The organism is Geotalea uraniireducens Rf4, from assembly GCF_000016745.1.
Classification (GTDB): Bacteria; Desulfobacterota; Desulfuromonadia; order Geobacterales; family Geobacteraceae; genus Geotalea; species Geotalea uraniireducens.
On sequence record NC_009483.1, the window covers coordinates 420,698 to 446,821 of the forward strand.

Sequence of the window (26,124 nt, forward strand, 5' to 3'; positions counted from 1 at the left end):
TCTCCTTTAAAAAAAGTTAAAACCAGATCCATTTATTATTCTTCCAGTTCTCCAAGTTCCTCAACTTCCGGCCTTGTCGTCTCCAGTTCAAAGAGGTTGCGCAGGGCATCGATGTAGAGATCGTTGCGATTGCCCTGCTCGGCACGCTTCAGTACGCTCGTCGGTTGGTGAAGCAGTTTGTTCATGATGGCGCTGGTCAATGCTTCCAGACGTTTTTCAGCGTCCGGCGGCAGCTCTTTCCAGTTGGCCAGGGTCTTTGCCAGTTCTGCGCGGCGGATCTCGTCAAATTTGCTGCGGAGCGCGACGATGGTCGGAGTGACCTCCAGGGAGGAGAGCCATTTGAAAAACTGACCGATCTCCTGCTCGACAATTGCTTCCGCCTTCTCTGCCTCTTTGTTGCGCTGTTCCAGGTTTGTGGCGACAACGCCGTTCAGATCGTCAACGGTGTAGAGATAGATGTTTTCCACGTCGTTGACCTTGGGGTCGATGTCGCGGGGAACGGCGATGTCGATGAAAAACATCGGTTTCATCTTGCGTCGACGGATGACTTCTTCCACGTTCTTCGGCCCGATGATGAAGTGGGGGGCACCGGTGGAGGAGAGGACGATGTCCGCCTTGTGCAGATGATCGAAGAGCTCTTCGTAATTGACCGCCTTGCCGTCGAACTCCTCCGCCAGCTTCACTGCCCGTTCAAAGGTGCGGTTGGTGACCATGACGCCGCGAACGCCGGTATTGATGAAGTGCTTGGCCGCCAGCTCGCACATCTCGCCGGCTCCGATGAGCATGACGGTCTTGTCGGAGAGGTCGCCGAAGATCTTCTTTGCCAGTTCGACGGCGGCAAATGCCACGGATACTGCGGACGAGGCGATCTTTGTTTCGGTGCGGACCCGTTTGGCAACGGAAAAGGCCTTGTGCAGGAAGCGGTTGAGGATGATGCCGGAGCTTTTGTATTCTGCGGCGTAACCGTAAGAGGTCTTGATCTGGCCCAGGATCTGCGGCTCGCCGACCACCATGGAGTCGAGGCTGGAGGCTACCCGGAACACGTGGCGGGTTGCTGCTTCACCGTGGTAACTGTAGAGGTGCGGCTCCAGAGTTTCCAGTGAAATGTTGTGGTAATCTGCCAGGAAACGCTTGAGCCGTGCGACACCGCCGGCAATGTCGCGAGTGGTGGCGTAAATCTCCACCCGGTTGCAGGTGGAAACGATGACTGCTTCTGTGATGTCGGGTAGCGAGACAAGGGCGTGCAGAGGTTTTTCCATCTGCGTCGGGGCGAAGGCCACCTTTTCCCGTATCTCCACGGTGGCTGTCTTATGGGACAGCCCAACCACAATAATATTCATAAACGATCAGCCTCTGATTCGACTTTATTTGTAGCTATGCAACCCCGGCAGCAGCAGGTTTACGCCGAGGAATGTGAAAATCATGATAAAAAAGCCGATAATGGACAGGATGGCCGCCTTGCGGCCGCGCCAGCCGGTTGTCAATCTGCCGTGGAGCAGGGCGGCATAGATAAACCAGGTGATCAGCGACCAGGTTTCTTTCGGATCCCAGCTCCAGTAGGTTCCCCAGGCGGTTTCAGCCCAGATGGCGCCGCTGATGATGGCGAAGGTCAGGAGGGGAAAGCCAAAGGTCAGGCAACGGTAGCTGATTTCATCAAGGATATCGAGGGACGGCAGCCTCTGGAACATGGCCCCGAGCTTCCTGCTTTTCAGGAAATGCGACTGGATCAGGTACATGATGCTGGCGCCGAAGGAGACGGCAAAGGAGGCGTAACCGAGGAAAGCCATGGTGGTGTGCACGGACAGCCACCTGCTCTTGAGCGCCGGGTTCAGCGGCATGATGGCGGTCGGAAAGGTAGTGGATACGGCCAGCAGCAGAAGCGCCAGAGGGGTAACGAATGAGCCGAGGATGAACACACGGTATTTGCGTTCAAAAAATATGAATACGCCGATAACAGCAAGGCTGAAAAAAGAAAGCGATTCGTGCAGGTTCGTTATGGGGGTGTGGCCGGCCTCCAGGAAACGGTTGACCGTGAAGGCGCAATGGACGATAAAGCCGATGGAGATGGTCCAGTGTGCCAAGCGTCCGAAAATATCGCGGGGTTTTACCAGGTAGAGCAGATAGATGGCAGTGGCAACAAAATAGATGCCGAGGGTGCAATAAAAGAGCAGGGCATTCATTGATGGTCCTTTTCTTCCCTCAAAAGATCGTTCGTGGTGAATCCCGGGCCGAAAAGTTCGAGAAGAAGGTGGTCTATTTCATCATATCGTTTTTCTTTGATCAGTTCGGGCAAGCCGTGAGCTACCAGTTGGCTTAGAAGCGACTTATTGTAAGCGCTGTTCCCCTTTTCAGTCAATAGCTTTTCACGTATACCGCCCAAAAGCCTGAGAGTTGCCCCATACTCTATGCCAAAAACCTCTTCCAGTTCCTCGCGGATTTTTTTCGCCAGTGCCGGGCTTTTACCGGAGGTGGAGACAGTGATGACCAGATCGCCCCGGCTCATTACGGCCGGCATGGTGAAGCTGCCCAGTTCCGGCGTATCGGCAATATCGGCCAGAATGGAGCGCATGCGGGCCTCCTTTGCCACTGCACGGTTGACGGCGTTGTCATCGGTCGCTGCGATGACGAGAAAAGCCTCGGCAAGGTCGCCGTCCGCATAGTTCCGCGCCAGGTGGATTATCCTGTTGGCAGCCAGCAGTTGCCGCAGGGCGTCGTTCAAGTGGGGGGCGATCACCGTGACCAGTGCACCCGCATCGATCAGGCTGAGCACCTTGCGGCCGGCAACGTCCCCTCCGCCGACCACTATCACGACCTTATTGCGAACATCCAGGTTTATCGGCAGGTGGTGCATGGAACCTCGTTTACGGCGCCTATTGAAGATCAGCCTGACTGCATCGGATACTCGCAGCACAGACGCGAACAACATACTATCGCCCAGCGATGAAACGGTGTCAATAGGCTTGTCGGAAGAAAAACTCAGGGAATGCAAGAACCACGGGAAGCCGCGCCGTGCGAGCAATTACTCCTTGATTTTTTCATCGGCTCAGCTATAGTTATAGATATTTTCATATTTTGTGATTTGATTAATCAACCCAAGGAGAAATTTATATGGCCAGCGAAAAAGTACTTACCTTTACCGACGATAATTTTGAAGCAGCGGTTCTTCAATCGGACGTTCCCGTTCTGGTCGATTTTTGGGCCACTTGGTGTGCACCCTGCAAAGCCATAGCCCCACTTATCGATACCATTGCCGATGAGTATGACGGCAAAATCAAGGTCGGCAAGGTAAATGTCGACGACAACCCCGGCACGCCCGGCAAATACGGGGTGCGCGGCATCCCGACCGTCATCCTGATCAAGGACGGTAAGGTTGTGGATCAGGTGGTTGGGGCAGTTCCCAAAGCCCAACTAGAGGCGCTGATAAAAAAGGCCGTATAGTAAAGGATTTTTTTATGAAGTTACGTGTCACGCAAATGCGGTATCCTGTTTTAGCCCTGTTCCTGTTGTCATTACTTGCCACGCCGGCTTTCGCCATCCTGCAGAAAGGCCAACCCGCGCCCCCGATCAATGTGGTGACCACCTCCGGCCAGCAGGTTTCTCTCGCCAATTACAAAGGGTACGTGCTGGTTCTCGATTTTTTCGCCACATGGTGTATCCCCTGCCGTGAATCCATCCCGCATATCATCAGCCTCAACCGAAAATACGGCAAGCAGGGGTTGCAGATTCTCGGGATGAGCGTTGACGAAGGGAGTGACAAGGCGGTGAAGACGTTTATTGCCGAGAGGAAGATAAACTATCCCGTTGCGGTGACCAGCGAGGACCTGCAGGCCGACTACGGCCTCCGCTCGGTTCCGACCCTGTTCATCATCAACAAAAAGGGGGTAGTTGCCGAGAAATACCAGGGTTACTCGGACGAGGTGGCAAAGTCCATCGAGTTGACGATAATGAAACTCCTGGCGGAATAAAGTAAAGGTTCGAGGCTCTTCCTGGACCCTCGAACCTCATTCCTGATTTCCTTTCGGATGGAAGTGCTCCCACACCGCTTCAGCCACAGTTCTTGTAATCCCCTCCACCTTTTGCAGCTCTTCGAGGGTCGCCGTCTCAAGCTTTTTCAGGCTGCCGAAATGACGCAGCAGTTCCTTTCTCCTCTTTGTGCCGACCCCCGGCACCCCTTCAAGCCGCGATGTCAGCAGTTCCCTGCCGCGCAGCTTCTTGTGGTAGGTAATGGCGAAGCGGTGGGCCTCGTCCCTGATCCGTGCAAGGAGAAGGAGCGGTGCAGAGTTCTGCCGCAGCACGACCGGATTTTTCCGCCCCGGTAGGAATATCCGCTCATCGCTCCTGCTGATCTCGGCAGCGCCCATCTCCCTTTCCACCCGGCTCTTGGCCAAACCGGCAGCGGCAACCCCCTCCACGTGCAGTTCTTCGAGTACCCTGGTCAGAACGTTGAGCTGACCGATGCCGCCGTCAACCACAATCAGGTCAGGGTAGTCGTCACGATCTGCTTCTTGCCTGAAGCGGCGCGACAGCACTTCCCGCATCATGGCAAAGTCGTCTGACTGGCTGACCCCTTTTATGCGGTAGCGGCGATAATGCGCCTTGTCCGCCTTGCCGTCGAGAAAGGCAACCTTGCTCCCGACGGGGACCCGGCCCTGGATATTGGAGATATCGTAACATTCGATACGACGGGGCAGTTCAGGCAAGTGGAGCCGCTCTTGAAGCTCTTTGAGCACCGATTCGCAGCTCTCCAGCGCTTTCTTCTTTTCCATTGCAGAGGTTTCGGCATTTTTCCCGGCGAGTTTCACCAGTTCCAACCGGACGCCCCGGCAGGGAACAGTAATACAGACTTTCTTGCCCCGCTTCTCCGAGATGAGCTCTTCAAGGGGGGCCGGCTCGGCAATCGGGAGCGGCAGGAGGATCTCTGCCGGTATGAAAACATCCTGATTATAATATTCGTTCAAGAAGGAGGCGATTCCTTCGCTATCATCCATTTCCCATCGGAACGAGTAGTTCCTGCTCCCCATGAGATTGCCGCCGCGGATGAAAAGGAGGGCAAGGTAAAGACGTTCGCCTTCACGGTAAAAGCCGATAATATCGGAATCCCCACCTTGGGTAACCATCTTTTGTTTTTCTACGGTAACCGTGATGGAACGGATCAGGTCGCGGAACCTGGCGGCTTCCTCATACTTTTCGGTCGCTGCCGCGGCTGCCATTCTCTCTTTGAAAATCCTGACGATCTCCCGGGTTTTCCCTTTCAGGAACAGGCCGGCCCCTTCGGCAAGAGCAGTGTAGTCTTCCCGGGAGATGAGCCCGTGACAGGGGGCCGAGCATTGCCTGAGTTGAAAAAAAAGGCAGGGACGTTTTCGCTTGCGGCAGCTTTCCATCGGGTAGTGGCGCAGGGGGAAGAGCTTGTAGAGTTGCTTCAGCACCGCCCTGGCAGCAGAAGCAGACGAATAGGGACCAAAGTAACGGGCACCGTCCCTCGTCACCTTGCGGATGATGGTGAGACGGGGAAAGTCTTCCGTCATGTCCATGCGCAGGGAGAAATAGGTTTTGTCGTCGCGTAGGTTAAAATTGTATTTGGGACGGTATTTCTTGATCAGGGTATTTTCAAGTATCAGCGCTTCCTTTTCGGTGTCGGTTACGATGACCTCAATGTCAGTAACCCTGGCCATGAGAAAGCGGATGTGATAACGGGAGTCACCCGACGTGGCAAAGTAGGAACGAACCCGTTTTTTCAGGTCCCGCGCCTTTCCCACATAGAGAACGGTGGAGTCCGCACCTTTCATGATGTAGATGCCGGGCGACGAAGGGAAGCGGGCAATTGTTTCTGCGCTGATCATAGCCTTGAGTATAAAAGGAAAAGAGCTTGTTTCAAAGGTAATTTTGACAGGAACGAATGGGAGCCCGCTCATGATGGACTAGCCCTGATAGGAGAGTCGCTTCGATTGTGTCACGGAGTCGATGATTCGATGCCTTCTCCAGCCGCATAAAAACGCCTTTGACCGTTGACAAGCAGCGATTATGATGATATTTTTCGTCACTGCTTTTGCAACTATTTCCTGTTATGGCTCGGAAAGGTTCATCTCGTGAATTTTATTAAGTTTTTCCGCGCTGCTGTATGCAAAACCCTCCTGGGAATTCTCATCATATTGTCCCTGCTTCCCAACCCTGCTTTTTGCCTTGATTCAGAAGACTCCCAAATTTTTATTGCTGGTTTTAATTCCTACCAGAAACGGGATTTTCAGACGGCCGTTGATAAAATGAGCGCTCTTCTGAAGAAGTATCCTGACACTCCGCTGCGCGATATGGCCATTTTCTGGCTTGCAAGGGCTAATTACAAGGCGGGACATCGTCAGGAAGCAGCCAGATACATGGCGCAGTTTTTCAAGGAATATCCGGACAGCCCGTTGAAGGCGACGGTGGAAGATGAACTGGTTACACTTGCAGCAAAATACGCAAAAGGTGAACCTATACCTGCTGAAGAGAAGGTTGCCGTTGAGAAGGCGGTCGCCGAAAAAGCCGCTGCTGAAAAGCTGGCAATGGAAAAGGCCGAAGCGGAAAAAATTGCGGCAGCCAAAAAGGCGGGAGAGTTACGCATAGCCGCGGAGAAAGCCGCGGCAGAAAAGGCCCTTCAGGCAAAGCTTGCAGCTGAGAAGGCGGCAGTCGAAAAAGCCGTAGCGGAAAAGGCCGCCGCAGAGAAGCTCGCGCAGGAAAAGGCCGAGGCGGAAAGAAAAGCGGCAGCCAAGAAGGCCGAGGAGATGCGCATAGCTGCGGAGAAAGCAGCGGCAGAAAAAGCCCTTCAGGCAAAGCTTGCAGCTGAGAAGGCGGCAGTCGAAAAAGCCGCAGCGGAGAAGGCAGCCGCAGAGAAGCTTGCGCAGGAAAAGGCCGAGGCGGAGAGAAAAGCGGCAGCTCAAAAGGCCGAGGAGGTGCGCATAGCCGCGGAGAAAGCCGCGGCAGAAAAGGCCCTTCAGGCAAAGCTTGCTGAGAAGGCGGCAGCCGAAAAAGCCGCAGCGGAAAAGGCAGCCGCAGAAAAGCTTGCGCAGGAAAAGGCTGAGGCGGAGAAAAAAGCAGCAGCCAAGAAGGCCGAGGAGATGCGCATAGCCGCTGAGAAAGCCGCTGCGGAAAAAGCTCTTCAGGCAAAGCTTGCAGCTGAGAAGGCGGCAGTCGAGAAAGCCGCAGCGGAGAAGGCAGCCGCAGAAAAGCTTGCGCAGGAAAAGGCTGAGGCGGAGAAAAAAGCGGCGGCCAAGAAGGCCGAGGAGATGCGCATAGCCGCGGAGAAAGCAGCGGCAGAAAAGGCGCTTCAGGCAAAGCTTGCAGCTGAGAAGGCGACAGCCGAAAAAGCCGCCGCAGAGAAGGCCGCTGCGGAGAAGCTGGCGCAGGAAAAGGCCGAGGCGGAGAGAAAGGCAGCAGCCAAGAAGGCCGAGGAGATGCGCATAGCCGCGGAGAAGGCTTCTGCAGAAAAACGTGCCGTGGAGAAAACTGCTGCGGCAAAAGCGGATTCCGCTCCCGATAAACGAAAGGCTGGCGCCAGGAAAAAAGAAAAAACCGGCAAATCAGCCAAGGCTGCAACACTGCGTGAAAAAGCAATCGCCGAATACAGGTCGGTCATTGATCGTTTTCCCGGTACCGCTGCCGCTGCAAGCGCATCTGCAAAACTCAGGCAGCTCGGTGTGCTCCACCCGGCCGTGAGCGGCGCAGGCGTTGCAATTGCCGCAGGAGAAAACGCCAAGATTCTCACTCTGGAAGTGGGACAGTTTGCCGACTTCGATTTTACCATTGCTCCTCCGGCTCAATCCCTGGAAGCGGGCAAACGGTTTGCCATTCCTTTCGAGATGGTCAATCTGGGCAATGGTCCCGATAGCTTCTATCTGGAATCAGGCTTCCCTGTTGAATACAATCTCCAGTTCGCTGCTGCGGTGAAACCGGAGATGCCGATTAACCTTACGCCGCAATTGGCCGCCGGAGAAAAGTTCAAAGCCGTTATGGCGATCACGGTGCCGCGCAGCGTCATCGATGGGCAGAAGGCCAGTTATCCCATCAAACTCGGCTCCCAGTTTTCCAGGGACGTTTCCCAATCCAGGGAAGTCAGCCTGTTTTTCTCTGCCCCTCTGTTGCGGGCGGTGATCAAAGCGGAAAAATCCCAACTTCTGCCGGGTGAGAAGGTCTCCTACCGGCTTGACCTGCTCAATATCGGCACTTCTTCCGCCCGCGGCGTAACGTTGCGCCTCAACTATCCGCCCCAGTATGAACCGGTGAATTTCATCCCCGCAGGCTTCAAGCAGGAGATGAAAGCTGCGCTGGTACTGGACGGATTGCAGCTCAATTCCGGTGAGAGCAAGGAATTCACCGTTACCTTCCAGTTGAAGGACGAGGCGCTGGCGCAGCAGGAACTCTTCCTGAGGGCAGACGTCATCAACAACGAGCTGGAGAAAAAGGATTCATTCCTTTCCCCCGCTACCTTTGTTCAGGGTGTCAGCGGCGTTGCAGTCAGAACCACGGCGGAGAAACTGGTGGTCGTACCCGGCCAGACCGTCATGATCCCCATTATCGTGACCAATACCGGTAATCTGCGGGAAGACTTCGCCATCAAGCCGGCCATCCCTGCCAATGCATCCTATTCCTTCTACCAGGACCTGAACCGTGATGGCAAAAAGCAGGAAAACGAGCCGATGATAAACCATGTGGGACCTCTGGGCCCCAAGGAAGAAGCTTACGTGGTGCTGGAGGTTACGACGCCGGTAACTGAAATCGACGGTGCGAGCGTCCCGCTCGCTGTGGCCTTTGAACCGGAGGGTGACAAGGCGAAAAGCGCAGCGCTTAACGTGCGGCTCGTTTATTCACGGCCGGTGCTGGATCTGGTCATGATCGGCAAAGGGGGCAAACTCAAGCCCGGCGAGGTTTCCTCGTTTGAACTGAGCTGCACCAACCGTGGTTCGAATATGGCCAAACTGGTGGATGTGCAGAGCTTCCTGCCGGATCAGTTGACGCTGGTTTCTGCGGACCCTGCATTTACACGGGGAAGTGACGGCGTGTACACCTGGAGATTCGACGAACTGGGTGCAGGTGAAAAAAGGAACATCAAGGTTAATTATAAGGTGAAGTCCGGTACCGCTGTCGGAACGAACATGCAGGTTAAAAATATCCTTAAGTACCAGGATCCTTTAGGGAACAGCTACTGATATGCGTCCCTCGCCGGGCATTATTGCCTGTTCCATGCTTTTGCTTGTTGCCCATTCGGGAGGCGCGTGGGGTGGGGATTATCTGCTCTATGCGCCGCAGCCTACTGAATCCGACAAGCTTACTGCCGGACCTGAAGAAGGTATTCTGGTCAAGGGAATCACCATCAAGCGGGGCGATACGCTCAAGGCTCTTGCCCGGAAATATCGGGGCAAAAGCTCCTATTTTCCGCAGATTCTCCTTTTTAACAAAATCAGCAACCCGGACCTGATCCATGCAGGCGTCAGGCTGCTCATGCCGATAACCGAAGACGGCGCGACATCACTTCACAAAAGCAGAAAGGTTGCCACTCCCGCCCCCAATGATGTAGAAGTTCCAAAGACCGACCTTCCTGCATCATCAGTAACGACGCATCCTGCTGTAAAACAAGAGCCTGATGCGGGACAGCAACTCTTCCAGAAGGCGGCCAGGGCATACAAAAAAGGAGATTATCGGCAGGCGCTCAAGGCGTTTGACCGGTTTCTCTCCAAATTCTCCAACTCACCTCTTGCGGCAGATGCAAGCCTTTACCGGGCAGATTGCCTATTGAACCTGTCGCGGCAGTAATGCCGGATCTGTTTCACTCTCCTGTTTATTTCCCGTACCTTATAACAGGCTTCCGTTTACGGGTGTTTGTCTTTCACTTCCTGCAACTCCGCCGTTAACGCGGCGACAGGACTCTCCGTTATCAGCACCTGCCGTGGCGGATTCGTATCCCGCGTGAACAGAAAGCCTGTTACCCGGGTTATGGTACGGTTCTTGTCGTTGAGCATCAAGGAATGCTCGGCGTAACGATAGGTGATATCCAGATGCGTGAGAAGGGATGAAACGATTTTTGCAAAATCATCGGCAGGGCTCACCCGGACCACGTTGTACCCTTCCACCTCAAGGAGCCTGAAAAGGGTGTAAGTGTATGGGTCGTTGTCGGAGAGGCTTAAAATAAAGCGCTTGTTGTTATGCTCGAAATACCGGTCGACCTTAACGCTGAAGCGACCTCCACCCCCCTTGCCGGGTGATGTTTCGATGATCTGATTTTTACCCCATTTCAGGGCAAGGATGTTCATGAGGGAATCGACGATCTCACCAGGTTCCCTTGTCTTGATGGAGCGTACGGCAACGGCTGCTACGAGCGGAGCTTCGGTCAAAGACCGACTGGTTTGCGACGTTTGAGGCGTCACGGTGGTTGCGGGTTGTTTGTTCAGGACCGGCGATTCCGGGCGGACTTTGCCGGGTGCTCCCTTGGCTATAGCTGCTGTCCCGTGTTTTACCCCGGTCGGCACCAGGATGGTCTGGCCGATGGAGAGCTTTCTGATGTCGGAAATTTTGTTTATGCGAACGATTTCAGGGATCAGCGCTTCAGCGGCGCTGTTCGACATGCCGAAATCCTTCATCAGGATCTTGAAAATATGGTCGCCGCTTTTGACCGCATACTTGACGTAGCCGGTAGCGCTGGCCGGAAGCGTCTCCGCTTTTTTTCGGGTGGAACTCCTTGCGGGGGCCGGTCGTGACGGTTTGACGGTCTTCTTCTTGGTCGCCCGGGCTGGGGTTTTTGTCCTGTCGAGTTCCTTGATATCTATCTCGAATGACGATTCAGCCGCCAGGCCGGAGCCAATCTGGACGAGAAGCAAAATGAACGGTAAAATGGCCGACACGGTTGTTCTGGCTGGGGTAGATGCAGTCATGTATCCCTCTGTATGAATGGAAGTGTGCGAAGTTTCCGGCACGTACCGTCTATTGGAAGTGAACGACAAAACCCTTCAGGTGGAGGCTCGATTTATCCCTGTAGGTAATAATCCTGCCTGCAGCTGAAATACTTCCTTTTTCGATAAGATAATTGCCTTTTTCTGCCTTTGTCGCGACAGCATAAGCGCTGTCGCCGCCGACTTCCTTGAGCACGTCCTTAAGATAACCTTCCGTGATCGCCCCACCGCTCAAATCGATTACCTGCAAGGCTTTGATGAAATCCTTCTCCCGATAGACCTTGAACTCAAGCTTGTTCGTTATATACTTCTCCCAGCCGGGATGGGTTTTAGCGTAAGCAGCATCCACCCCTTGCGCGGGAATAAATGCAGGGAGTCGTGTGAGTCTTGATGGAGTGGGTGTCTGTTTTGCAGCGGATTGGGCCGATACCGACGCAGGTTTTACCGTGATGGTCTTTGCCGGTTGTTTCTTCCCACCGGCAAGGAGGTAGAAAAGGATTGCGACCAAGGCAACAGAGGCGATAGCGAACAACCAGAAACGATTTTTCCCAGGCTCGTCCCGGATGATATAATCGCCGACCCGCTCCCCGCGGAGTATCATGCCTGGTTCCGATGGGGTCCCATCAGAATGGATGTGCCGGGTTTCGGCAAAATGAACCGAAACCGGTTCCTGGCTTTCCAGCACGGTTTCAAGCCTGTCCTGGAACCGGGATTTCTCCGCCGGCTCTTCACTGGCCTGCACGGCAGCCTGTTTTTCGCCATTGATTTCAGCCGGAGAACTTTCCCGGGAAAGCTTAACCTGGTCATACACTTTTTCTACCAGCTCAGATGCATTTGGCTTGCCGGGGGCAGAATTTTCTTCTTTCTGCACCAGGGCGGCAAGAATGTTCTCAACGGCAGAAGTCAGTACTTGATCCGTTTCGCGCAGATCAAGGCATCTGTCGACAAATTCCTTTATTTGGGATAAATCGGGATTGTCCTCGGACAGGAGGATGATTTTTGTTTCCTCCGAGGTGAGTCGGCTGCGTATATGTCTGGCGATAATGTTGCCGGAGAGACCGGAAAGCCGGTCCTGGACAAAAACAATGGCTGGAGCGGCAGCAGTGATTTCTTCTGCGCCATGGTCCAGGCTGCCGGCCATCCGCAGAGTGACACCCGGTAACTCGCCGATAGAGGCAAAGATGCTTTGCAGGCGGGGTTGATCGGTTATGAGCAGGATGGTAATCACGCTAACCTCTAATCTACTGGTAATATCCGCACATTCTATGTGACACTTCGCGGATAATCAATACCATTAATCTTTCCAGGTCATTTTTCGCATTTCCAGAACACGAAAATTGTTGCACGGGCAATGATGCGAAATAATGCTTGCAATTCAGGGATAATGATGTATTTTATAGGGTCTGACTGATAGTTGTTCAATCGGGGAATCCGGTATCTTTGCTTTATACCATTTTTTAGCCGTTTTCCGCATCCCCTGTTTCATCGCTCACTAACCCCCTCTGCATTCTACAAACCCCGGAAAATGCAGTAACACTTATGGTTGGCGACGATGTAGTTGAGCCGGTCATATACGTGTTATTGCCGTTATCGTTTGCGTGGCAACGGTTGCCGCTGCGGCTTCGCGCGTTCAATCTCCAGCCGTCTTCTGCCGGATAGCGTCTTTGCTCGCTATTTCCGCAGAAACCACAAGGAATCCTCATGTCTTTTGAAACACTGCAGTTGTCCCCATCAATCCTGAAAGCCATTGCCGTTTGCGGCTACACGACGCCAACTCCTATCCAGGAGCAGGCAATCCCCCTGGCCCTTGCCGGCAAGGATCTTATAGCCTCAGCCCAGACAGGAACCGGCAAGACCGCCGCCTTTACCTTGCCGGCCTTGCAGCGGCTGAGCACACCTTCGCCGATAAACGGCAAGGGACCTCGGATTCTCGTGCTTACTCCGACCCGCGAACTGGCCAACCAGGTTACCGACGCCGTGCGCAATTACGGCAAATTCATGCGGGTCAGGAGCGGCGCCATCCTTGGTGGCATGCCTTACCGCGAGCAGTTGCAACTCCTGTCCCAACCGGTAGACCTGATCGTCGCCACGCCGGGCAGGCTTATCGACCACCTGGAGCGGGGTCGCATCAATCTCTCCCGTTTGGAATTGCTCATATTGGACGAAGCCGACCGGATGCTCGATATGGGTTTCAGCGACGATGTGGACAAGATCGCTGCGGCTGCCCCGGCTAATCGCCAGACCCTTCTATTCACGGCTACTATGGACGACGTGATGGCTAAATTGGCCCAACGGCTGTTGAAAGATCCGGTGCGTATCGAGATTGCCGGACAGAAAACCAGCCACGACCAGATTGAACAGCGTCTCCATGTTGTGGACAACCTCCAGCACAAGAACCGCATGCTGCAACATCTCATTGCAGACGGCAACCTGACCAAAGCGATCATTTTTTCCGCCACCAAGCGCGATGCGGACATGCTTGCCCGTGAGCTGCACGCCCAGGGACACGCAGCCGCTGCCTTGCACGGCGACATGACCCAAAATGCGCGGAACAAGACCATAACCAATATGCGTCGCGGCAAGGTGCGTTTGCTTGTGGCTACCGATGTGGCCGCCCGCGGCCTGGACGTGACCGGGATCAGTCATGTGATAAACTTTGACCTGCCAAAATTCGCCGAAGATTACGTACACCGCATCGGCCGTACCGGCCGCGCAGGCGCGTCAGGCATTGCCATTTCCTTTGTCTCGCTCAACGATATCAACTACCTGGACAGGATCGAGCGTTACACCGGCCAGACCCTGCCGCTGCATGTGATTCCCGGCCTGGAGCCGACCCGTCCGTTGCGTCGGGTCAGCACCAGCGGTAAGCGGAGCCAGCCGGCAAACGGCCGGGGCAAAACCCCTTACGCCGGGGGGCAGCGCCGCCAGGGCAAGGATGAGAAGGGGAACGGCGGATTCGCCCATGCCCGCAAAGGCGCTTCGACGCGATCAAGGACTGTCTCTCCCGTCACTGTTGAGTACCGCAGCGGCAAGCCGGGTCGCGATACGCGGCAATCGAACTGATATTTGACATTACGCTGACTCGAAGAATAGTCTGGCAAAGGCGCCCCGGCAACGGGGCGCCTTTTGTGTATTCACCCTTGCCTAAAGGCTGCTGTTTCGCTATTATTTGCGGTGACAGGTAATGTCGCATTCTTAAGGAGTTAGACCCATGGCAGAGATTATCGAGATAAAACCCGACCTTTACTGGATCGGCGTCAAAGATCCTGAGCTGCGGACTTTCGACGACCTGTTCCCGACCGAGCACGGCACCACCTACAACTCTTACCTGATCAAAGGGAAGGACAAGATCGCCATTATCGACACGGTCAAAGGGTGCCGCTCCGAGGAGTACCTGGCCAAGATCAGGCAACTGGTTGATCCGGCAGAGATCGATTATTTCATCATCAACCACACGGAACCGGACCATTCCGGCTCACTTGCCTTCATGCTCCAGCACTGTCCGAAGGCGACCGTCATCTCCACCCAGGCTGCACACACCTTTCTCGGCAACCTGATCCACACCCCGTTCCCCTCCCATGTCGTCAAGGATGGCGAGGTCCTCGATCTGGGCGGCAAGCGGATCCGCTTCGTTATTGCGCCGTTCCTCCACTGGCCTGACACCATGTTTGCCCTCCTCGAAGAGGACGGGGTCATCTTTACCTGTGACGCCTTTGGTTCCCATTACTGCGGGCCATCAATCTTCAATGACGAACTTCCCGATTTCAGTGCCGACATGGAGTTTTACTTCGACTGCATCATGCGCCCATTCAAGGACCGGGCGCTGGCCGCCATCGACAAGATCAAGCATGACCGGATAGAGGTGATTTGTCCGAGCCATGGACCCGTGCTGCGCAGCGACCCGTGGAAAACCATCGCTCTCTACGAGAAATGGTGCCAGCCGAAGAGCAGTGGCAGAAAAATAGTGATCTTCTTCCTGTCTCCCCACGGCAATACTGAGAAAATGGCTGCTGCGGTGGTCAAGGGGGCGTCTCTCCCCGGCATTGAGGTGATAGCCGAGCATGTCAACCACCTGTCGGCCGATGAAATACGCGATCTTATGGAAGAGGCTGACGCCCTCATCTTCGGCACCCCTACCATCAACCGCGACATCCCGAAACCGATGTGGGACGTCCTTGCCTATCTCTCCTCAGTCAAGCTGAAAACGAATATTGCCGGGGTGTTCGGCAGCTATGGCTGGAGCGGCGAGGCGAGCAAGATGGCCGAGGAACGGCTCAAAGGGCTCAACTTCAAGTTGCCGGCGCCCTTTGTCCGTGCACCGTTTACTCCCAGGCCCGAGGCGCTGGAACAGTGCGAGGCTCTCGGCCGGACCATTGCCGAAGAAGTGCTGAAGAAGTAGCTTATCGTTGTCGCGGAAAACAAAAGCCGGGGATGCTTCTTAAGAGACATCCCCGGCTTTTTTTGTGCAGTAAGACGGGCGCCCTTTTTTCATGGATTGAGCAGGGAAATGTGGTATAGTTTCGGCATTAGAAGAGGACTTTGGCATGATCAAGTTCGAAAGAATTCCGGTTGACATCAAGCAACGGCTGCCAAGGGTTACACAGGCTCTCGAGCAGGACCCGCGGATCATTTTCGCCTATCTATTCGGCGGCCTTGCCGGGGGAGAGCCCAAGCCCCTTTCAGACGTGGACATTGCCGTCTACCTTGCCGACTCGGAACACCTTGCAGAGGTTAAACTGGATATTTTTACAAAACTCTGCGACCTGTTCGGTACGTGCGAAATCGACCTGGTAATCCTCAACACGGCGCCCATAAGTCTCGCCGGCAGGATACTGCAGAACAAGCAGCACCTCGTTGACAAGGAGCCTTATCTGAGGCATCGCTACGAGTCGCTGACTTTGAGGAAGTCTTTTGATTTCAGGAAAAAGGAAGAAACTCTGTTCGAATTGAGGTATGGCATTGGTGGATAAAGCCCTGGTCATGAGGAAGCATCTCGGAGACTTCTCAATGTTCAAGGACGCTATCATATCCTTCCTGAAGCGCCAGTCCCCTTTATCGCCGCAGTAATGCCAGGCCACCCGTCATGACCGCGTCAAACTCTCCATCAATCATCGCTGTCGCGGGGCCACTCCGGCTCGGCATCACCTTTTACTAAGCAGTCCCCCCGGGAGCTTACTCCTCTTGCCACGACCGGCGTGCGCGTGTTTGTACCGCCCGAACCGAGCATGGGGATGTATTGATCGTCAAGTTCCCTCCGCCATCGACCAGGGCCTTTAACGCACTGGACCCATCGGTTCCCAAACCGCCCAGCTTGCCATTTTCATTGATAAGGATATCAACCCGGAATGGTCAATCAGTCTTTAACCCGGCCGTTGTATCTGACCATCTTCTCGTCTCTTCAGCTCTTCCTATATTTTACATTTTAATATTATATTAATTGACAAATTGTACTTAAATTCATTAAATGCCTTGCGTGGGTAATCAGTTCCATTGCAGTGGCGCTACAGAGCCTGCTTCCCAGAAGAAGTTAGGAGGTAATGTCATAGACCACCTCCTCCGACTCCATTTCTGCCGTAAAAGTCAGGTATGACTTGCCTGTATCAAGAATTGCCTGCCGGAACAAACAGGAGGTGCCCAATGACAAAGAGGGAATAAGAAAAGAGGATTAGATGTAAGCTGACGAATCTTTGACCATCAAAATGACAAATGGAGGATCAAAACATGTATTTAAGAGCATTAGTTGCAATTACTCTTTTGCTGACCGTCGCGCAAACCGCGTTGGCAATGAATGACCAGATTTCTACTTGGGGTGGGATGTCAGCAGCTGTGAAATCGGGAAAAGTACGTACTTGGGGGAATTACCAGCCAATCATTCCTGCTGATTTAACGAATGCTGCCTCGATCTCGTATGGCCATGCGGGCTTGATGGTTCTTAAAATTGATGGCACGGTGGCGGTTTACCCAAATACTTTTCCTTATGTTGAAAATGATCCAATCCTCCTCAATTTTCCAACCGGCCTTAATAATGTCAGGGCACTTGTCGGCTACAGTGAATTTGCACTCGCCTTGAAAAACGACGGAACAGTGGTGGCATGGGGTTCCAATGGTCATGGCTCATTAAATGTCCCTGCAGGCCTCAGTGGTGTCGTAGCCGTTGCTGCTGGCGACGGTCATGCCCTTGCATTGAAAAATGATGGAACTGTCGTTACCTGGGGGGGGGATAATTTCAATGTCAACGTTAAGCAGTTACTAGAGGTGCCTGCGGGCCTTTCCAACGTGGTTGCCATTAGCGCCGGATCCGGTTTTAGTGTCGCACTCAAAGCCGATGGAACAGTTGTTGTGTGGGGCTCTAACGTAAATTATGTTGTGCGAGATTATTTAGGGAATAGCACTACTTCCGGGCTCTCCAATGTTGTCGCCATTTCTGCTGGATATGGCCACGTCCTTGCTTTAAAGAGTGACGGGACAATAGCCGCTTGGGGAGGTGACGTATCTTACTACGAATCACTGCTTGGTCTCTGCAATGTTAAAGCAATATCCGCCCATTGGCGACAATCTCTTGTTCTTCAGAACGACGGCACCCTTGTCTGTTTAGGCCTCGGATGCGACAGCACACCAACTAATTATTATAAAACCTGCCCATAATTTCCGCACCACCGCTAAAACAGAAATAAAAACACCATCTATTAAGGGAAATATTCACTTGGCTAAAAGTCAGAGGGATTTTCTCAGGTGGTGTTTTTATTTTGCTACAACCCAATCGCCGCCTCGGAGAATAGATTCAATCAAACAAAAAAGGCGGCCTTATAGCCACCATCAAGATAAATATCAGGCTTGAGATTCAATTTGACACCGCTACCTGCAAGCCTCATAATATCGGCACAATCCGTCCGGCTCATACCGGCCGGAGATCCCCTTACCGAAGACAGAGGCACAAACTCCTCCCATGCTTAGCCGAGCCACCCCTCATGACTGAGTCCAACTCACCATTAATCATCGATGTCGCGGTGCCGCTCCGGCTCTACACCACCTTCCACTACGCAGTTCCCCCGGAGCTTGCTCCTCTGGCCACGACCGGCGTACGCGTGCTCGTGCCGTTCGGGAGGCGCAAGCTTACCGGCTATGTCATCGGTATTGTGGCGGAGAGCGAAGAAGAGCTGAAGCCGATCAGCGCCGTCCTCGACCCGGAACCGCTCTTCACATCGGAGGAGCTGGAATTTTTTCGCTGGAGCGCGTCCTACTACCTTCATCCCCTGGGTGAAGTGATCAAGACGGCTCTTCCTGCGGGGATCAATGTTGAGAGCCGCAAGCGCCAGGTCTGTTCTGCCGACGGTATGGAGACCGAAGAAGAGGTTCTGATCGGAGGTAAAGGGGTCAAGAGGGAGACCTTTTACAGGGCGGTTCCTTCTCTGGAGCTGCCGGCAAATCTGCGCGGCAAAGGCTTGCGCATCGCAGAATTTCTGCGAACAATCAGCGAGGCTGCGGCGGGGCAGCTGCGCCGGGAGTTTGGCGCCACTCCGGCGCATTTCCGGCGTCTGCTCGAACTCGGCCTGGTCGAGGCATCCGAACGAGAGGTGTACCGCGACCCGTTCCGGGAAGAGGTGTTTGCCCACGACACTCCTCTGGTCTTGAATGATAGCCAGTCTGAGGCACTGGAGCGGATCATTGCGGCAACCGATGGACGCGCCTTCGCACCGTTTCTTCTCCATGGCGTAACCGGCAGCGGCAAGACCGAGGTCTATCTGCAATCCATTGCCCATGTCCTCGATGCAGGAAAAACGGCCCTGGTGCTGGTGCCGGAGATCGCACTCACCCCCCAGCTGGTCAAGCGATTCAAGAGCCGCTTTACCTGCGGCATTGCCGTTCTCCACAGCGGATTATCCGACGGCGAACGTTACGACGAATGGCGGCGCATCCGGCGCAAAGAGGTCTCCATCGTCATCGGCGCCCGTTCCGCCCTTTTTGCGCCGCTCTCTGCGATCGGCATTATCGTCGTCGATGAAGAGCACGAGGCATCGTACAAGCAGTCCGAGGGGTTCCGCTACAATGCCAGGGATCTGGCACTGGTGCGGGGAAAGATGAGTAAGGCAGTGGTGATCCTCGGTTCCGCCACTCCGCTTTTGACCACCTACCATGCGGCGCAGGAGGGGAAACTCGGTTACCTGCACCTTCCCCACAGGGTTCGCAACCTCCCCATGCCGGCAACGGAACTGCTCGATGCCCGCGGCCACAAGGGCGACACCTTTCTGCCGCAGCTGACATCCGCCATTGCCAAAAATCTGGCGGCCGGAGGGCAGACGCTGCTCTTCCTCAATCGCCGCGGTTTTGCCACCTACCTCGTCTGTCAGGATTGTGGCCACGTGCTCCGCTGCCCCAACTGCTCCGTCACCCTTACCTATCACCGCCGCAGGGAGCGACACTTCTGCCACTATTGCGACTACTCCATCCCAGCCCCGTCGGTCTGCCCGGAATGTGACAGCCAGGCCATCGGCCTATTGGGGCGTGGCACGGAGCGAGTCGAAGAGGAGGTGCGGGAGCTTTTTCCTCTCGCCCGGGTCGGACGCATGGACCGGGACACGACGAGCGGCCGTGGCGGGCACGCAAGGGTGTTGAAAGGGTTGGAGGACGGCACTATCGACATCCTTATCGGCACCCAGATGATCGCCAAGGGGCACGATTTCCCCGGCGTCACTCTCGTCGGGGTAGTGTCCGCCGATGCAACCCTCAATATTCCCGATTTTCGCAGCAGTGAGCGGACCTTTCAACTGATCAGCCAGGTGATGGGGCGTGCCGGTCGTGGTGATGCGCCGGGAAAGGTGCTGATCCAAAGCCTGGCGCCGGATCACTATGCCATTACCCATGCCGTTGCCCATGATTTTGAAGGTTTTTATGCCGAAGAAATCAGTTTCCGCAGAGAGGTCGGTTACCCGCCGTTTACACATCTGGCAGCGCTGACCCTGTCGGGCAATTCCGTTGCAGAGGTGGAAAAAGGAGCGGAAGCAGTCGCCGGAGTGCTGCATAGTACAAAACGGGAACTGAAAAGCAGGGTTGAGATTCTCGGGCCGGTATCTGCTCCACTTGGCAAGATCCGCGGCCGTTACCGCTGGCAGATTCTTCTGAAATCAACAGGTCGTGCAGAGCTGCACCGATTACTGGCTCGATTCAAGGCCGGCGTCAAGTTACCGGCGGTGGTGAGGATGGCTGTCGATGTAGACCCGGTGGATATGCTCTGATGAAGGGTCATCATCCCTTCGCCGGCCATAGATGGCCTTCGGCGAGTGACCATGGGGCCTTGTCGCTTAACTTTATTGTGACTGTTTCACCAGTTCTTCCAGCAGAGTGTCGATGTTGCGCGAGGCTCCCCGCAATTTTTCCAGGATTTGCTCAGCTTCCGCCTGGGCTCCGTGTTCCTTAGCCGTCACGGCCTGTTTCGCCAGCTGATGGATCAAAACGTGTGGCTGCTCAATGTCGCGGTAGGCGGTGAGATGGCCGCAATATCGAGCGCCTGCATCGTAGTACCATTTGCCGAAGCGGCAATGGCGGTGATCCGGCAGAGTATCGGACTGGAGAGACATTTCACCTTTGACTGCCTTCGCTATGCGTTCCACAAAAACCATGTGATCCGTACGCGCCATGCTTGCGGTGGCGGTGTTTTCCGCAGTTCCTACCTTGAATCTCCCTACCAGGCTATGCAACTCTTTAGCCAGGGAAGTGAGATTGAATGCGGCTTCGGTGCTGCTGTGCGATTGTTTTATCGAACTGCTCACCACCTGATTGACTTGATGAATGTTATTGGTGATTTCTGCCGTCGTCGCTGATTGTTCTTCGGCGGCGGTGGCAATCGTGTTGACCTGGTTGTTCAACTCATCGATCTGTTCCAGTATTTCATGGAGCGCCTCTCCTGATTTAGCTGCTTCGGCAGTACCGTTTTCCACCTGCAAGACGCCGTCACGCATTGCGCCCACTACCTTGTAAGTTTCGCTCTGTACATCATGAATTAGTGCGCTGATTTCCTTGGTCGCTTTAGTGGTTCGTTCTGCAAGCCTGCGCACTTCGTCCGCTACCACGGCAAAGCCCCGCCCCTGTTCCCCGGCACGGGCCGCTTCTATTGCTGCATTGAGGGCGAGAAGATTGGTCTGGTCGGCAATATCCTCGATGGTGTTGACGATTTCTCCTATCTGATCGGAGCGTGCGCCGAGGTTTCCCACGGTCTGCGCGGTGCTCCGTACCTGTTCTGCTATTGTTGCCATGATGTGAGTTGTCCCCTCGACTACTGCGCCGCCTGCCGTTGCCGAGGCATTAACCCGTTCAGCCCTCTGCGAGGCATTCTGGCAGTTGGCAGCTATGTCGTTTGAGGTGGCGGACATTTGCTCGGCGGCCACCGCCACTGTTCCTACCTGGGCAGCCACCTCCTCAGCGCCTGTCGCAATCTGTTTCGAATTGGAATAGAGCTGATTGGCTGCTTCTTCTACGCGTAGGCTGTTTTGCGACAGGTAGGCGACGACCAGCCCCGTTTGCGCTACCATTTCATTGATCCCTTCCGCCAGGCGTCCCATTTCGTCATCGGCTTCAACCGGCACCGTCACGGTCAGGTCTCCGGCGGTCACGGCGTTGACGGCAAGAAGGGTTTTGCCGAGAGGTGAAACTATCGAACGTACGATGATCCAGCCGAACAGAACGCCGAGGGTAACCGCCAGTCCTGCAGCCACGATGATGACCTTCACCAGTCTGCCGTATTCGGCCATTTCCTTTTTGTACATGGCCGCGCTTACCATCCCGTTATGTTCCACCAGTTCCGTTATTGCGTCTCCGGGGTCCTGAAAGAGCGGGGCGACAACGTCTATCGAGAACCTGACTGCCTCGGCGCGCGCCTTTGCGTCTCCCGAGGTGAAGGCAGCCCTTGACTTGTCGATCAGCTTCAGCGCCTGCTCGCGGTATGCGTTGAACCCTGCGCTGAACTGTTGCAACAGTGCTTTTTCGTCCTTGTCCAACTTTCGCGCCGACAAGGCGTCAATGCCGCCGCTGATGGTCTTGATCCGCTGCTCCGCGTCGCGGATCGCGCTCTCGAAGCGCGTCGGGGCGCTGTGAATAAGCGAGTAGACAAGATCGAGGCGAAGATAAAGAAAGTCGTTCTTCAGCCCGTTGCAAAGGGTAACCTGCCTGACCGTGTTGACGGACTTGCCCAGGCCGGCACTGATGCTTCGGGCGCTCCAGACGCCCAGCGCGCCGATAACGACGAGCCAGCCGCTGAAACAGCATACGAAGAGCATCAGCTTGATCTTCACGGGCAGATCTTTATAGAATTTTGCCATTTTTCTTATAAAATGCATTTTCCCCTCCAGCTGTTGCCTGTCCGCCCATAAATGTTTCCAAGAGGTGCATCGACGAGAGAAATTCTTGTATACGTTATCGGCACAAGAGAGGAAAAACATTAATTGCCTGCCGTTATTTTCCGGTTGCGGTTTTCATGCTGCATGCTGAGTGTTGCGGAACGGGAATGGATTGAAGGGGCGGCTGCTAGTAGAAATCTACGGGGTCCTTGCGGTTGCGCACCGCCCACCAGAAAATGAGATTGGAGGCAAATCCCTGGCCAAAATAGGAATTCGGCGGCAGCAGGAAACGACGGGCGATCTTCGGTAGCGAGTAGAACTCGCGGAAGCAGTTCCAGACACCTTCTTCCACTTCCCTGGCGGTCATGTTCCTGGGCGAAAAGAGGCATTCCATTCCTACGTAGCGATCACCCATCGGATTGATTATCCGTCCGTCCTTGATGAGCTGGCGGCGCATGGGGGTCCCTTCTCTTGGGGTGACGGTGTTGAAAAACACCATCGGGGCTTTGACCTGTTTCAGGAAATCCAAGGTGTCGATGAATATCTCAGGGGTGTCTTCATCCAGGCCGAACATGAAGTTGAGGGAGTAGAAGATGCGCCGTTTCTCCATCTCCCGCAGCATGTCCACGTACTCCCTGACGTTGTTCTGACGCTTGTTGATGGTGCCGAGGCTGGACTGGGAGATGGATTCGACGCCGATATTGACGTGGGCGACTCCGGCCCGCATCGCCAGATCCAAAAGCTCGGTATCTCGGGATGTATTTATGGTCCAGAGGCAGCTCCAGCGAACCTTGAGGGGTATCATTGCCTTGAAAAGCTCCTTGGCGTATTCACGGCTGCCGGCGATGTTGTCGTCGACGATCTGGATTTTTCGCGTGGGTATGCGCCGCATGTCTTCTATCACCTCGCCGATGGGGCGATGCCGGTATTTGGTGCCGTAAACCACGGGCACCTCGCAGAAGCTGCACTGGAATGGGCAGCCGCGGGTGGTCATTACCGGCAGGAACGGCGCCAGGTACTTCCTTCGGTCGAGGAGGTCCCAGCGGGGTGCGGGAAGCCCTTTCAGATCGTGGAACCGGTCGGCCTTGTAACGCCGCTTCATCCGGCCTGCGCGGAAGTCTTCCAGGAGCTCCGGCCAGATGTACTCGGCTTCTCCCTCCACCACTGCATCGCAATGTTCCAGGCACTCCTCCGGCTGGAGGGACGCATGGAATCCCCCCATGACCACCGGGATTCCCCGCTTCCTGAAATCTGCGGCGATGGCATAGGCACGCGTTGCCGTGGCGATGGTGGTGGTTAATGCAACCAGGTCGTAGCCTGCGTCATAATCAATCTCGCTGTAACGGTCGTCCAGGAGCTGTACGTCGACCCAGGGGGGAGTGAGCCCTGCCAGGTAGGGGAGGGTAAGCCCCATGACCCAGCGGCGCTTGGTCTTGTAGGCTGTCCCGTCCTTGAAGACGGTTGTAGGTTGGACCAGGAGAAGTTTCATTTTTTTTACGCCCTCCATTGTATTGTATGCCGGTGCGCAACAAGCGGCCCCGGCTGCAAAGCATAAAATTAGTACGCGATAATTTTATATATCACTAATGTTGTGCCTGTCAACGGCTCGGAGTGTTCGCCTTGATTTGGAATTGGTATTAGACAAACATGGTCTGTTTCTGGTACATACAGGTTGAGGTTCTATGCTGAAAAACACCTTTTGTCATATTCCCGGTGTAAGCTGCCGGCTGGAAGAGCAACTCTGGACGGCGGGATTCCGTTGCTGGGATGCCTTTCAGCAACAGCCCGTGCCGCTGTTCACCCCTGCAAGAAACCAGGCAGCGACCGAGTGCCTGGTAGAGTCGCGCTACCATCTGGAATGTTCCAACCCGCTTTATTTCTGCAAACTTCTTCCGGTCAGGCTGCACTGGCGGCTCTTTCCCAGTTTTCGTTACACTGTCGCCTATCTGGATATCGAAACCACCGGGCTTTCCCGGTCGGGAAACATCATTACCACCATTGCCCTTTACGACGGCAGGAATATCCGCCACTATGTCCATGGTAAAAACCTCGAAGCTTTCAAAGAGGACATTCAGCGCTATCAGTTGCTCGTCACCTACAACGGCAAGGGGTTCGACGTTCCATTTATCGAAAGCTGTCTCAAGATCTCCATGCCCCAGGCACATATCGACCTGATGCATCTGTTGCGCAGTCTCGGTTTTAAGGGAGGGTTGAAGGGGTGCGAGAAACAACTCGGGCTGGAGAGGGGAGGGCTGGAAGGGGTGGACGGCTACTTCGCCGTTCTGCTCTGGCGTGACTATCAGGACAACGGCAATGTAAAAGCCCTGGAAACCCTTCTTGCCTACAACATCGAAGATGTGGTGAACCTGGAAACTCTGATGATCGCGGCCTACAACCTGAAGCTGGAGGAGACGCCGTTTTCCGACATCCACACATTGCCGATCCCCGTGCGACCGGAGATACCGTTTACTGCCGATAGCGCCACCATAGAACGCCTCAGGATGTGCTATTCTTGATGGCTATGATAATAACTGGCATATGACTGCACCAATGACTGCCGGTGCCAGTCTATGTTGCTCCATATGAACAGGTAACCTATGTCGACACATATATGGCCGAAGCCATTCAACTATTTCAGCAATGTAAAGCTTTTCCTCGTCAGCCTGTGCGTGATCCTCTCTCTCTTTGTAATTGCTGTCGCTTACTTTCTCTATTCCAGAACCGATAGTCTTCTTTTACTGCGTGTCAGGGAGCAAGCGGCTGCCTATTCCGACCTGATAAATTACAGTAAACTGTGGAACTATGACTATGGTGGCGTATATGTGGAGAAAAAAGCGGGCGTGGATTCAAACACCTACCTGAAAAAACTCGGCATCAATCCCGATGTGCGGGCTGAAGGGGGGAGGACCTTCACCATGCGCAACCACGCCATCATGATAAAGGAAATCTCCCTGCGGAGCGAAAAGGAGGATGGCGTCAGGTTCCGCATAACCAGCCTGAAGCCGATCGATAAGGACAATGCCCCCGATGCCATGGAGAGGGAGGCGCTTGGGCAGTTCGAAAAAGGGAAAAATGAGGTGTATCACCTGGAGCGGCAAACGGACAAAGGCCCTCTGTTTCATTATCTGCGCCCCCTTTATGCCGAGCAGTCATGTCTTGAATGTCACAGATCGCAAGGATACAAAATCGGCAGCGTTATGGGAGCACTCAGTGTAACCATTCCTGTCGTCACGCTCATCAGGGAAACGGACACCGACAAGCTGATGATAGTGGCGGCGACGATAGGGACCATCGGTCTTCTTCTGGGGATAACGTATTTTCTTACCTGGCGGCTCGTGCTTAATCTGGACATGGCACAGAAGCACCTGAAGAGGCTTGCGTCCACCGATGAGCTGACCGGTTTGAAAAATCGGCGCCAGATAATGAAACGTTTGGATGAAGAGTATCAGCGTGCCATTCGCCTGGGAGAACCGCTCTGCCTCATCATGCTCGATCTTGATCACTTCAAGAAGATCAACGATACTTATGGCCACCCTTTCGGCGATCTGGTGTTAAAATGCGTGGCGGGGCACATGAAAAAGGCCCTGCGCCGTTATGATGTCCTTGGCAGGATTGGCGGCGAGGAGTTTCTGATCGTGTCTCCCGGTACGACACGCGAAGAGGCCGTTGTCCTGGCGCAACGGCTGCGAAGCACTGTCGAGATGGAAAAGATAGCCTATGAGGACAAAAAGGTAACCATCACCGTGAGTTGCGGCGTTGCGTTCTTATATAAAGGAGACGACAACGTCGAAATCCTTCTCAAGCGGGCAGACTCCGCTCTCTACATAGCCAAGCAGGAGGGGAGAAACCGGGTGGTGGCCATCTAACGGCCTCGTCGG

19 protein-coding genes and 2 pseudogenes are annotated in these 26,124 nt (G+C 54.5%); 11 read left to right on the forward strand and 10 right to left on the reverse strand.

What is annotated here, in order from left to right:
* Positions 1-35: 35 nt before the first annotated feature.
* The 3 genes from hemA to GURA_RS01865 are packed head-to-tail and all read right to left on the reverse strand — an operon-like array spanning position 36 to position 2,926.
* The gene (hemA, locus tag GURA_RS01855) at positions 36-1,340 is read right to left on the reverse strand and encodes a glutamyl-tRNA reductase (RefSeq protein ID WP_011937302.1); all 1,305 of its coding nucleotides are present in this window, start codon (positions 1,338-1,340) and stop codon (positions 36-38) included.
* A gap of 24 nt (positions 1,341-1,364) precedes the next feature.
* Positions 1,365-2,180 carry a c-type cytochrome biogenesis protein CcsB gene (gene ccsB, locus GURA_RS01860; protein ID WP_011937303.1) on the reverse strand — a complete coding sequence of 272 codons (816 nt, stop codon included), beginning with the start codon at positions 2,178-2,180 and terminating at the stop codon, positions 1,365-1,367.
* The gene (locus GURA_RS01865; protein ID WP_011937304.1) at positions 2,177-2,926 is read right to left on the reverse strand and encodes a precorrin-2 dehydrogenase/sirohydrochlorin ferrochelatase family protein; all 750 of its coding nucleotides are present in this window, start codon (positions 2,924-2,926) and stop codon (positions 2,177-2,179) included. Before GURA_RS01865 ends, ccsB begins: the two co-directional genes overlap by 4 nt.
* 182 nt (positions 2,927-3,108) lie before the next feature.
* On the opposite strand from GURA_RS01865, the gene trxA reads away from it, so the two are divergent.
* Both trxA and GURA_RS01875 read left to right on the forward strand, forming a co-directional pair.
* Complete coding sequence (gene trxA / locus GURA_RS01870; protein WP_011937305.1) at positions 3,109-3,438, forward strand: thioredoxin; 330 nt, start codon at positions 3,109-3,111, stop codon at positions 3,436-3,438.
* Between the two features lie 14 nt (positions 3,439-3,452).
* On the forward strand, positions 3,453-3,965 hold the full coding sequence (locus GURA_RS01875) for a TlpA disulfide reductase family protein (RefSeq protein ID WP_011937306.1): 513 nt from the start codon (positions 3,453-3,455) through the stop codon (positions 3,963-3,965).
* A 36-nt stretch (positions 3,966-4,001) separates the two neighbouring features.
* Here the strand turns inward: GURA_RS01875 and uvrC are convergent, their stop codons facing one another.
* Complete coding sequence (gene uvrC, locus GURA_RS01880) at positions 4,002-5,840, reverse strand: excinuclease ABC subunit UvrC (RefSeq protein ID WP_041245663.1); 1,839 nt, start codon at positions 5,838-5,840, stop codon at positions 4,002-4,004.
* 246 nt (positions 5,841-6,086) lie between these two features.
* On the opposite strand from uvrC, the gene GURA_RS01885 reads away from it, so the two are divergent.
* Both GURA_RS01885 and GURA_RS01890 read left to right on the forward strand, forming a co-directional pair.
* Positions 6,087-9,179 (forward strand): tetratricopeptide repeat protein, encoded by a 3,093-nt coding sequence (locus GURA_RS01885; RefSeq protein ID WP_011937308.1) that lies wholly within the window; start codon positions 6,087-6,089, stop codon positions 9,177-9,179.
* 1 nt (position 9,180) lies between these two features.
* A complete protein-coding gene (locus tag GURA_RS01890) occupies positions 9,181-9,783 on the forward strand; it encodes a tetratricopeptide repeat protein (RefSeq protein ID WP_011937309.1) in 603 nt (200 codons plus the stop codon).
* Between the two features lie 56 nt (positions 9,784-9,839).
* Here the strand turns inward: GURA_RS01890 and GURA_RS01895 are convergent, their stop codons facing one another.
* Together GURA_RS01895 and GURA_RS01900 are read right to left on the reverse strand one after the other, a co-directional pair.
* Positions 9,840-10,898: a hypothetical protein gene (locus GURA_RS01895; protein WP_011937310.1), complete on the reverse strand. Its 1,059-nt coding sequence runs from the start codon at positions 10,896-10,898 to the stop codon at positions 9,840-9,842.
* 49 nt (positions 10,899-10,947) lie between these two features.
* Positions 10,948-12,144, reverse strand: coding sequence for a response regulator (locus GURA_RS01900; RefSeq protein WP_011937311.1), 1,197 nt, complete (start codon positions 12,142-12,144; stop codon positions 10,948-10,950).
* Between the two features lie 473 nt (positions 12,145-12,617).
* Here GURA_RS01900 and GURA_RS01905 point away from each other — a divergent pair, with 473 nt between their 5' ends.
* From GURA_RS01905 to priA, 5 genes are all read left to right on the forward strand, one after another.
* The gene (locus tag GURA_RS01905) at positions 12,618-13,979 is read left to right on the forward strand and encodes a DEAD/DEAH box helicase (protein WP_011937312.1); all 1,362 of its coding nucleotides are present in this window, start codon (positions 12,618-12,620) and stop codon (positions 13,977-13,979) included.
* A gap of 148 nt (positions 13,980-14,127) precedes the next feature.
* On the forward strand, positions 14,128-15,315 hold the full coding sequence (locus GURA_RS01910) for an FprA family A-type flavoprotein (RefSeq protein ID WP_011937313.1): 1,188 nt from the start codon (positions 14,128-14,130) through the stop codon (positions 15,313-15,315).
* 145 nt (positions 15,316-15,460) lie between these two features.
* A complete protein-coding gene (gene mntA, locus GURA_RS01915; RefSeq protein WP_011937314.1) occupies positions 15,461-15,886 on the forward strand; it encodes a type VII toxin-antitoxin system MntA family adenylyltransferase antitoxin in 426 nt (141 codons plus the stop codon).
* Between the two features lie 751 nt (positions 15,887-16,637).
* Positions 16,638-17,561, forward strand: a complete 924-nt coding sequence (locus GURA_RS01920) for an RCC1 domain-containing protein (RefSeq protein ID WP_011937315.1) — start codon at positions 16,638-16,640, stop codon at positions 17,559-17,561.
* Between the two features lie 323 nt (positions 17,562-17,884).
* Entirely contained in the window at positions 17,885-20,149 is a 2,265-nt protein-coding gene (priA, locus tag GURA_RS01925; RefSeq protein ID WP_011937316.1) for a replication restart helicase PriA, read from the forward strand.
* 72 nt (positions 20,150-20,221) lie between these two features.
* On the opposite strand, the gene GURA_RS25225 is transcribed toward priA, so the two are convergent.
* The 4 genes and pseudogenes from GURA_RS25225 to GURA_RS01935 form a co-directional block, all read right to left on the reverse strand.
* Positions 20,222-20,551, reverse strand: a complete 330-nt coding sequence (locus GURA_RS25225) for a CZB domain-containing protein (protein WP_407639375.1) — start codon at positions 20,549-20,551, stop codon at positions 20,222-20,224.
* A 36-nt stretch (positions 20,552-20,587) separates the two neighbouring features.
* A pseudogene (locus GURA_RS25230) lies at positions 20,588-21,472 on the reverse strand (methyl-accepting chemotaxis protein); the annotation flags it as partial.
* Positions 21,446-22,348: pseudogene (locus GURA_RS25235) on the reverse strand (MCP four helix bundle domain-containing protein); the annotation flags it as partial. The pseudogenes GURA_RS25230 and GURA_RS25235, both read right to left, overlap by 27 nt.
* Before the next feature lie 85 nt (positions 22,349-22,433).
* Entirely contained in the window at positions 22,434-23,735 is a 1,302-nt protein-coding gene (locus tag GURA_RS01935; RefSeq protein WP_011937318.1) for a B12-binding domain-containing radical SAM protein, read from the reverse strand.
* A gap of 193 nt (positions 23,736-23,928) precedes the next feature.
* Between GURA_RS01935 and GURA_RS01940 the strand changes: the two genes are divergently transcribed.
* Both GURA_RS01940 and GURA_RS01945 read left to right on the forward strand, forming a co-directional pair.
* Positions 23,929-24,762, forward strand: a complete 834-nt coding sequence (locus GURA_RS01940) for a ribonuclease H-like domain-containing protein (protein ID WP_011937319.1) — start codon at positions 23,929-23,931, stop codon at positions 24,760-24,762.
* Positions 24,763-24,843: 81 nt separating this feature from the next.
* On the forward strand, positions 24,844-26,112 hold the full coding sequence (locus tag GURA_RS01945; protein ID WP_011937320.1) for a diguanylate cyclase: 1,269 nt from the start codon (positions 24,844-24,846) through the stop codon (positions 26,110-26,112).
* The last annotated feature ends 12 nt before the right edge of the window (positions 26,113-26,124 follow it).

Excerpts from the sequence above, each read along its gene's own strand:
- trxA (WP_011937305.1), top strand. The coding sequence starts at position 3,109 with ATGGCCAGCGAAAAAGTACTTACCTTTACCGACGATAATTTTGAAGCA.
- GURA_RS01905 (WP_011937312.1), top strand. The coding sequence starts at position 12,618 with ATGTCTTTTGAAACACTGCAGTTGTCCCCATCAATCCTGAAAGCCATT.
- GURA_RS25225 (WP_407639375.1), bottom strand. The coding sequence starts at position 20,551 with ATGGCGCGTACGGATCACATGGTTTTTGTGGAACGCATAGCGAAGGCA.
- hemA (WP_011937302.1), bottom strand. The coding sequence starts at position 1,340 with ATGAATATTATTGTGGTTGGGCTGTCCCATAAGACAGCCACCGTGGAG.
- GURA_RS01875 (WP_011937306.1), top strand. The coding sequence starts at position 3,453 with ATGAAGTTACGTGTCACGCAAATGCGGTATCCTGTTTTAGCCCTGTTC.
- GURA_RS01945 (WP_011937320.1), top strand. The coding sequence starts at position 24,844 with ATGTCGACACATATATGGCCGAAGCCATTCAACTATTTCAGCAATGTA.
- mntA (WP_011937314.1), top strand. The coding sequence starts at position 15,461 with ATGATCAAGTTCGAAAGAATTCCGGTTGACATCAAGCAACGGCTGCCA.
- ccsB (WP_011937303.1), bottom strand. The coding sequence starts at position 2,180 with ATGAATGCCCTGCTCTTTTATTGCACCCTCGGCATCTATTTTGTTGCC.
- GURA_RS01940 (WP_011937319.1), top strand. The coding sequence starts at position 23,929 with ATGCTGAAAAACACCTTTTGTCATATTCCCGGTGTAAGCTGCCGGCTG.
- GURA_RS01920 (WP_011937315.1), top strand. The coding sequence starts at position 16,638 with ATGTATTTAAGAGCATTAGTTGCAATTACTCTTTTGCTGACCGTCGCG.
- priA (WP_011937316.1), top strand. The coding sequence starts at position 17,885 with ATGACTGAGTCCAACTCACCATTAATCATCGATGTCGCGGTGCCGCTC.
- GURA_RS01910 (WP_011937313.1), top strand. The coding sequence starts at position 14,128 with ATGGCAGAGATTATCGAGATAAAACCCGACCTTTACTGGATCGGCGTC.
- GURA_RS01865 (WP_011937304.1), bottom strand. The coding sequence starts at position 2,926 with ATGTTGTTCGCGTCTGTGCTGCGAGTATCCGATGCAGTCAGGCTGATC.
- GURA_RS01895 (WP_011937310.1), bottom strand. The coding sequence starts at position 10,898 with ATGACTGCATCTACCCCAGCCAGAACAACCGTGTCGGCCATTTTACCG.
- GURA_RS01935 (WP_011937318.1), bottom strand. The coding sequence starts at position 23,735 with ATGAAACTTCTCCTGGTCCAACCTACAACCGTCTTCAAGGACGGGACA.
- GURA_RS01890 (WP_011937309.1), top strand. The coding sequence starts at position 9,181 with ATGCGTCCCTCGCCGGGCATTATTGCCTGTTCCATGCTTTTGCTTGTT.
- uvrC (WP_041245663.1), bottom strand. The coding sequence starts at position 5,840 with ATGATCAGCGCAGAAACAATTGCCCGCTTCCCTTCGTCGCCCGGCATC.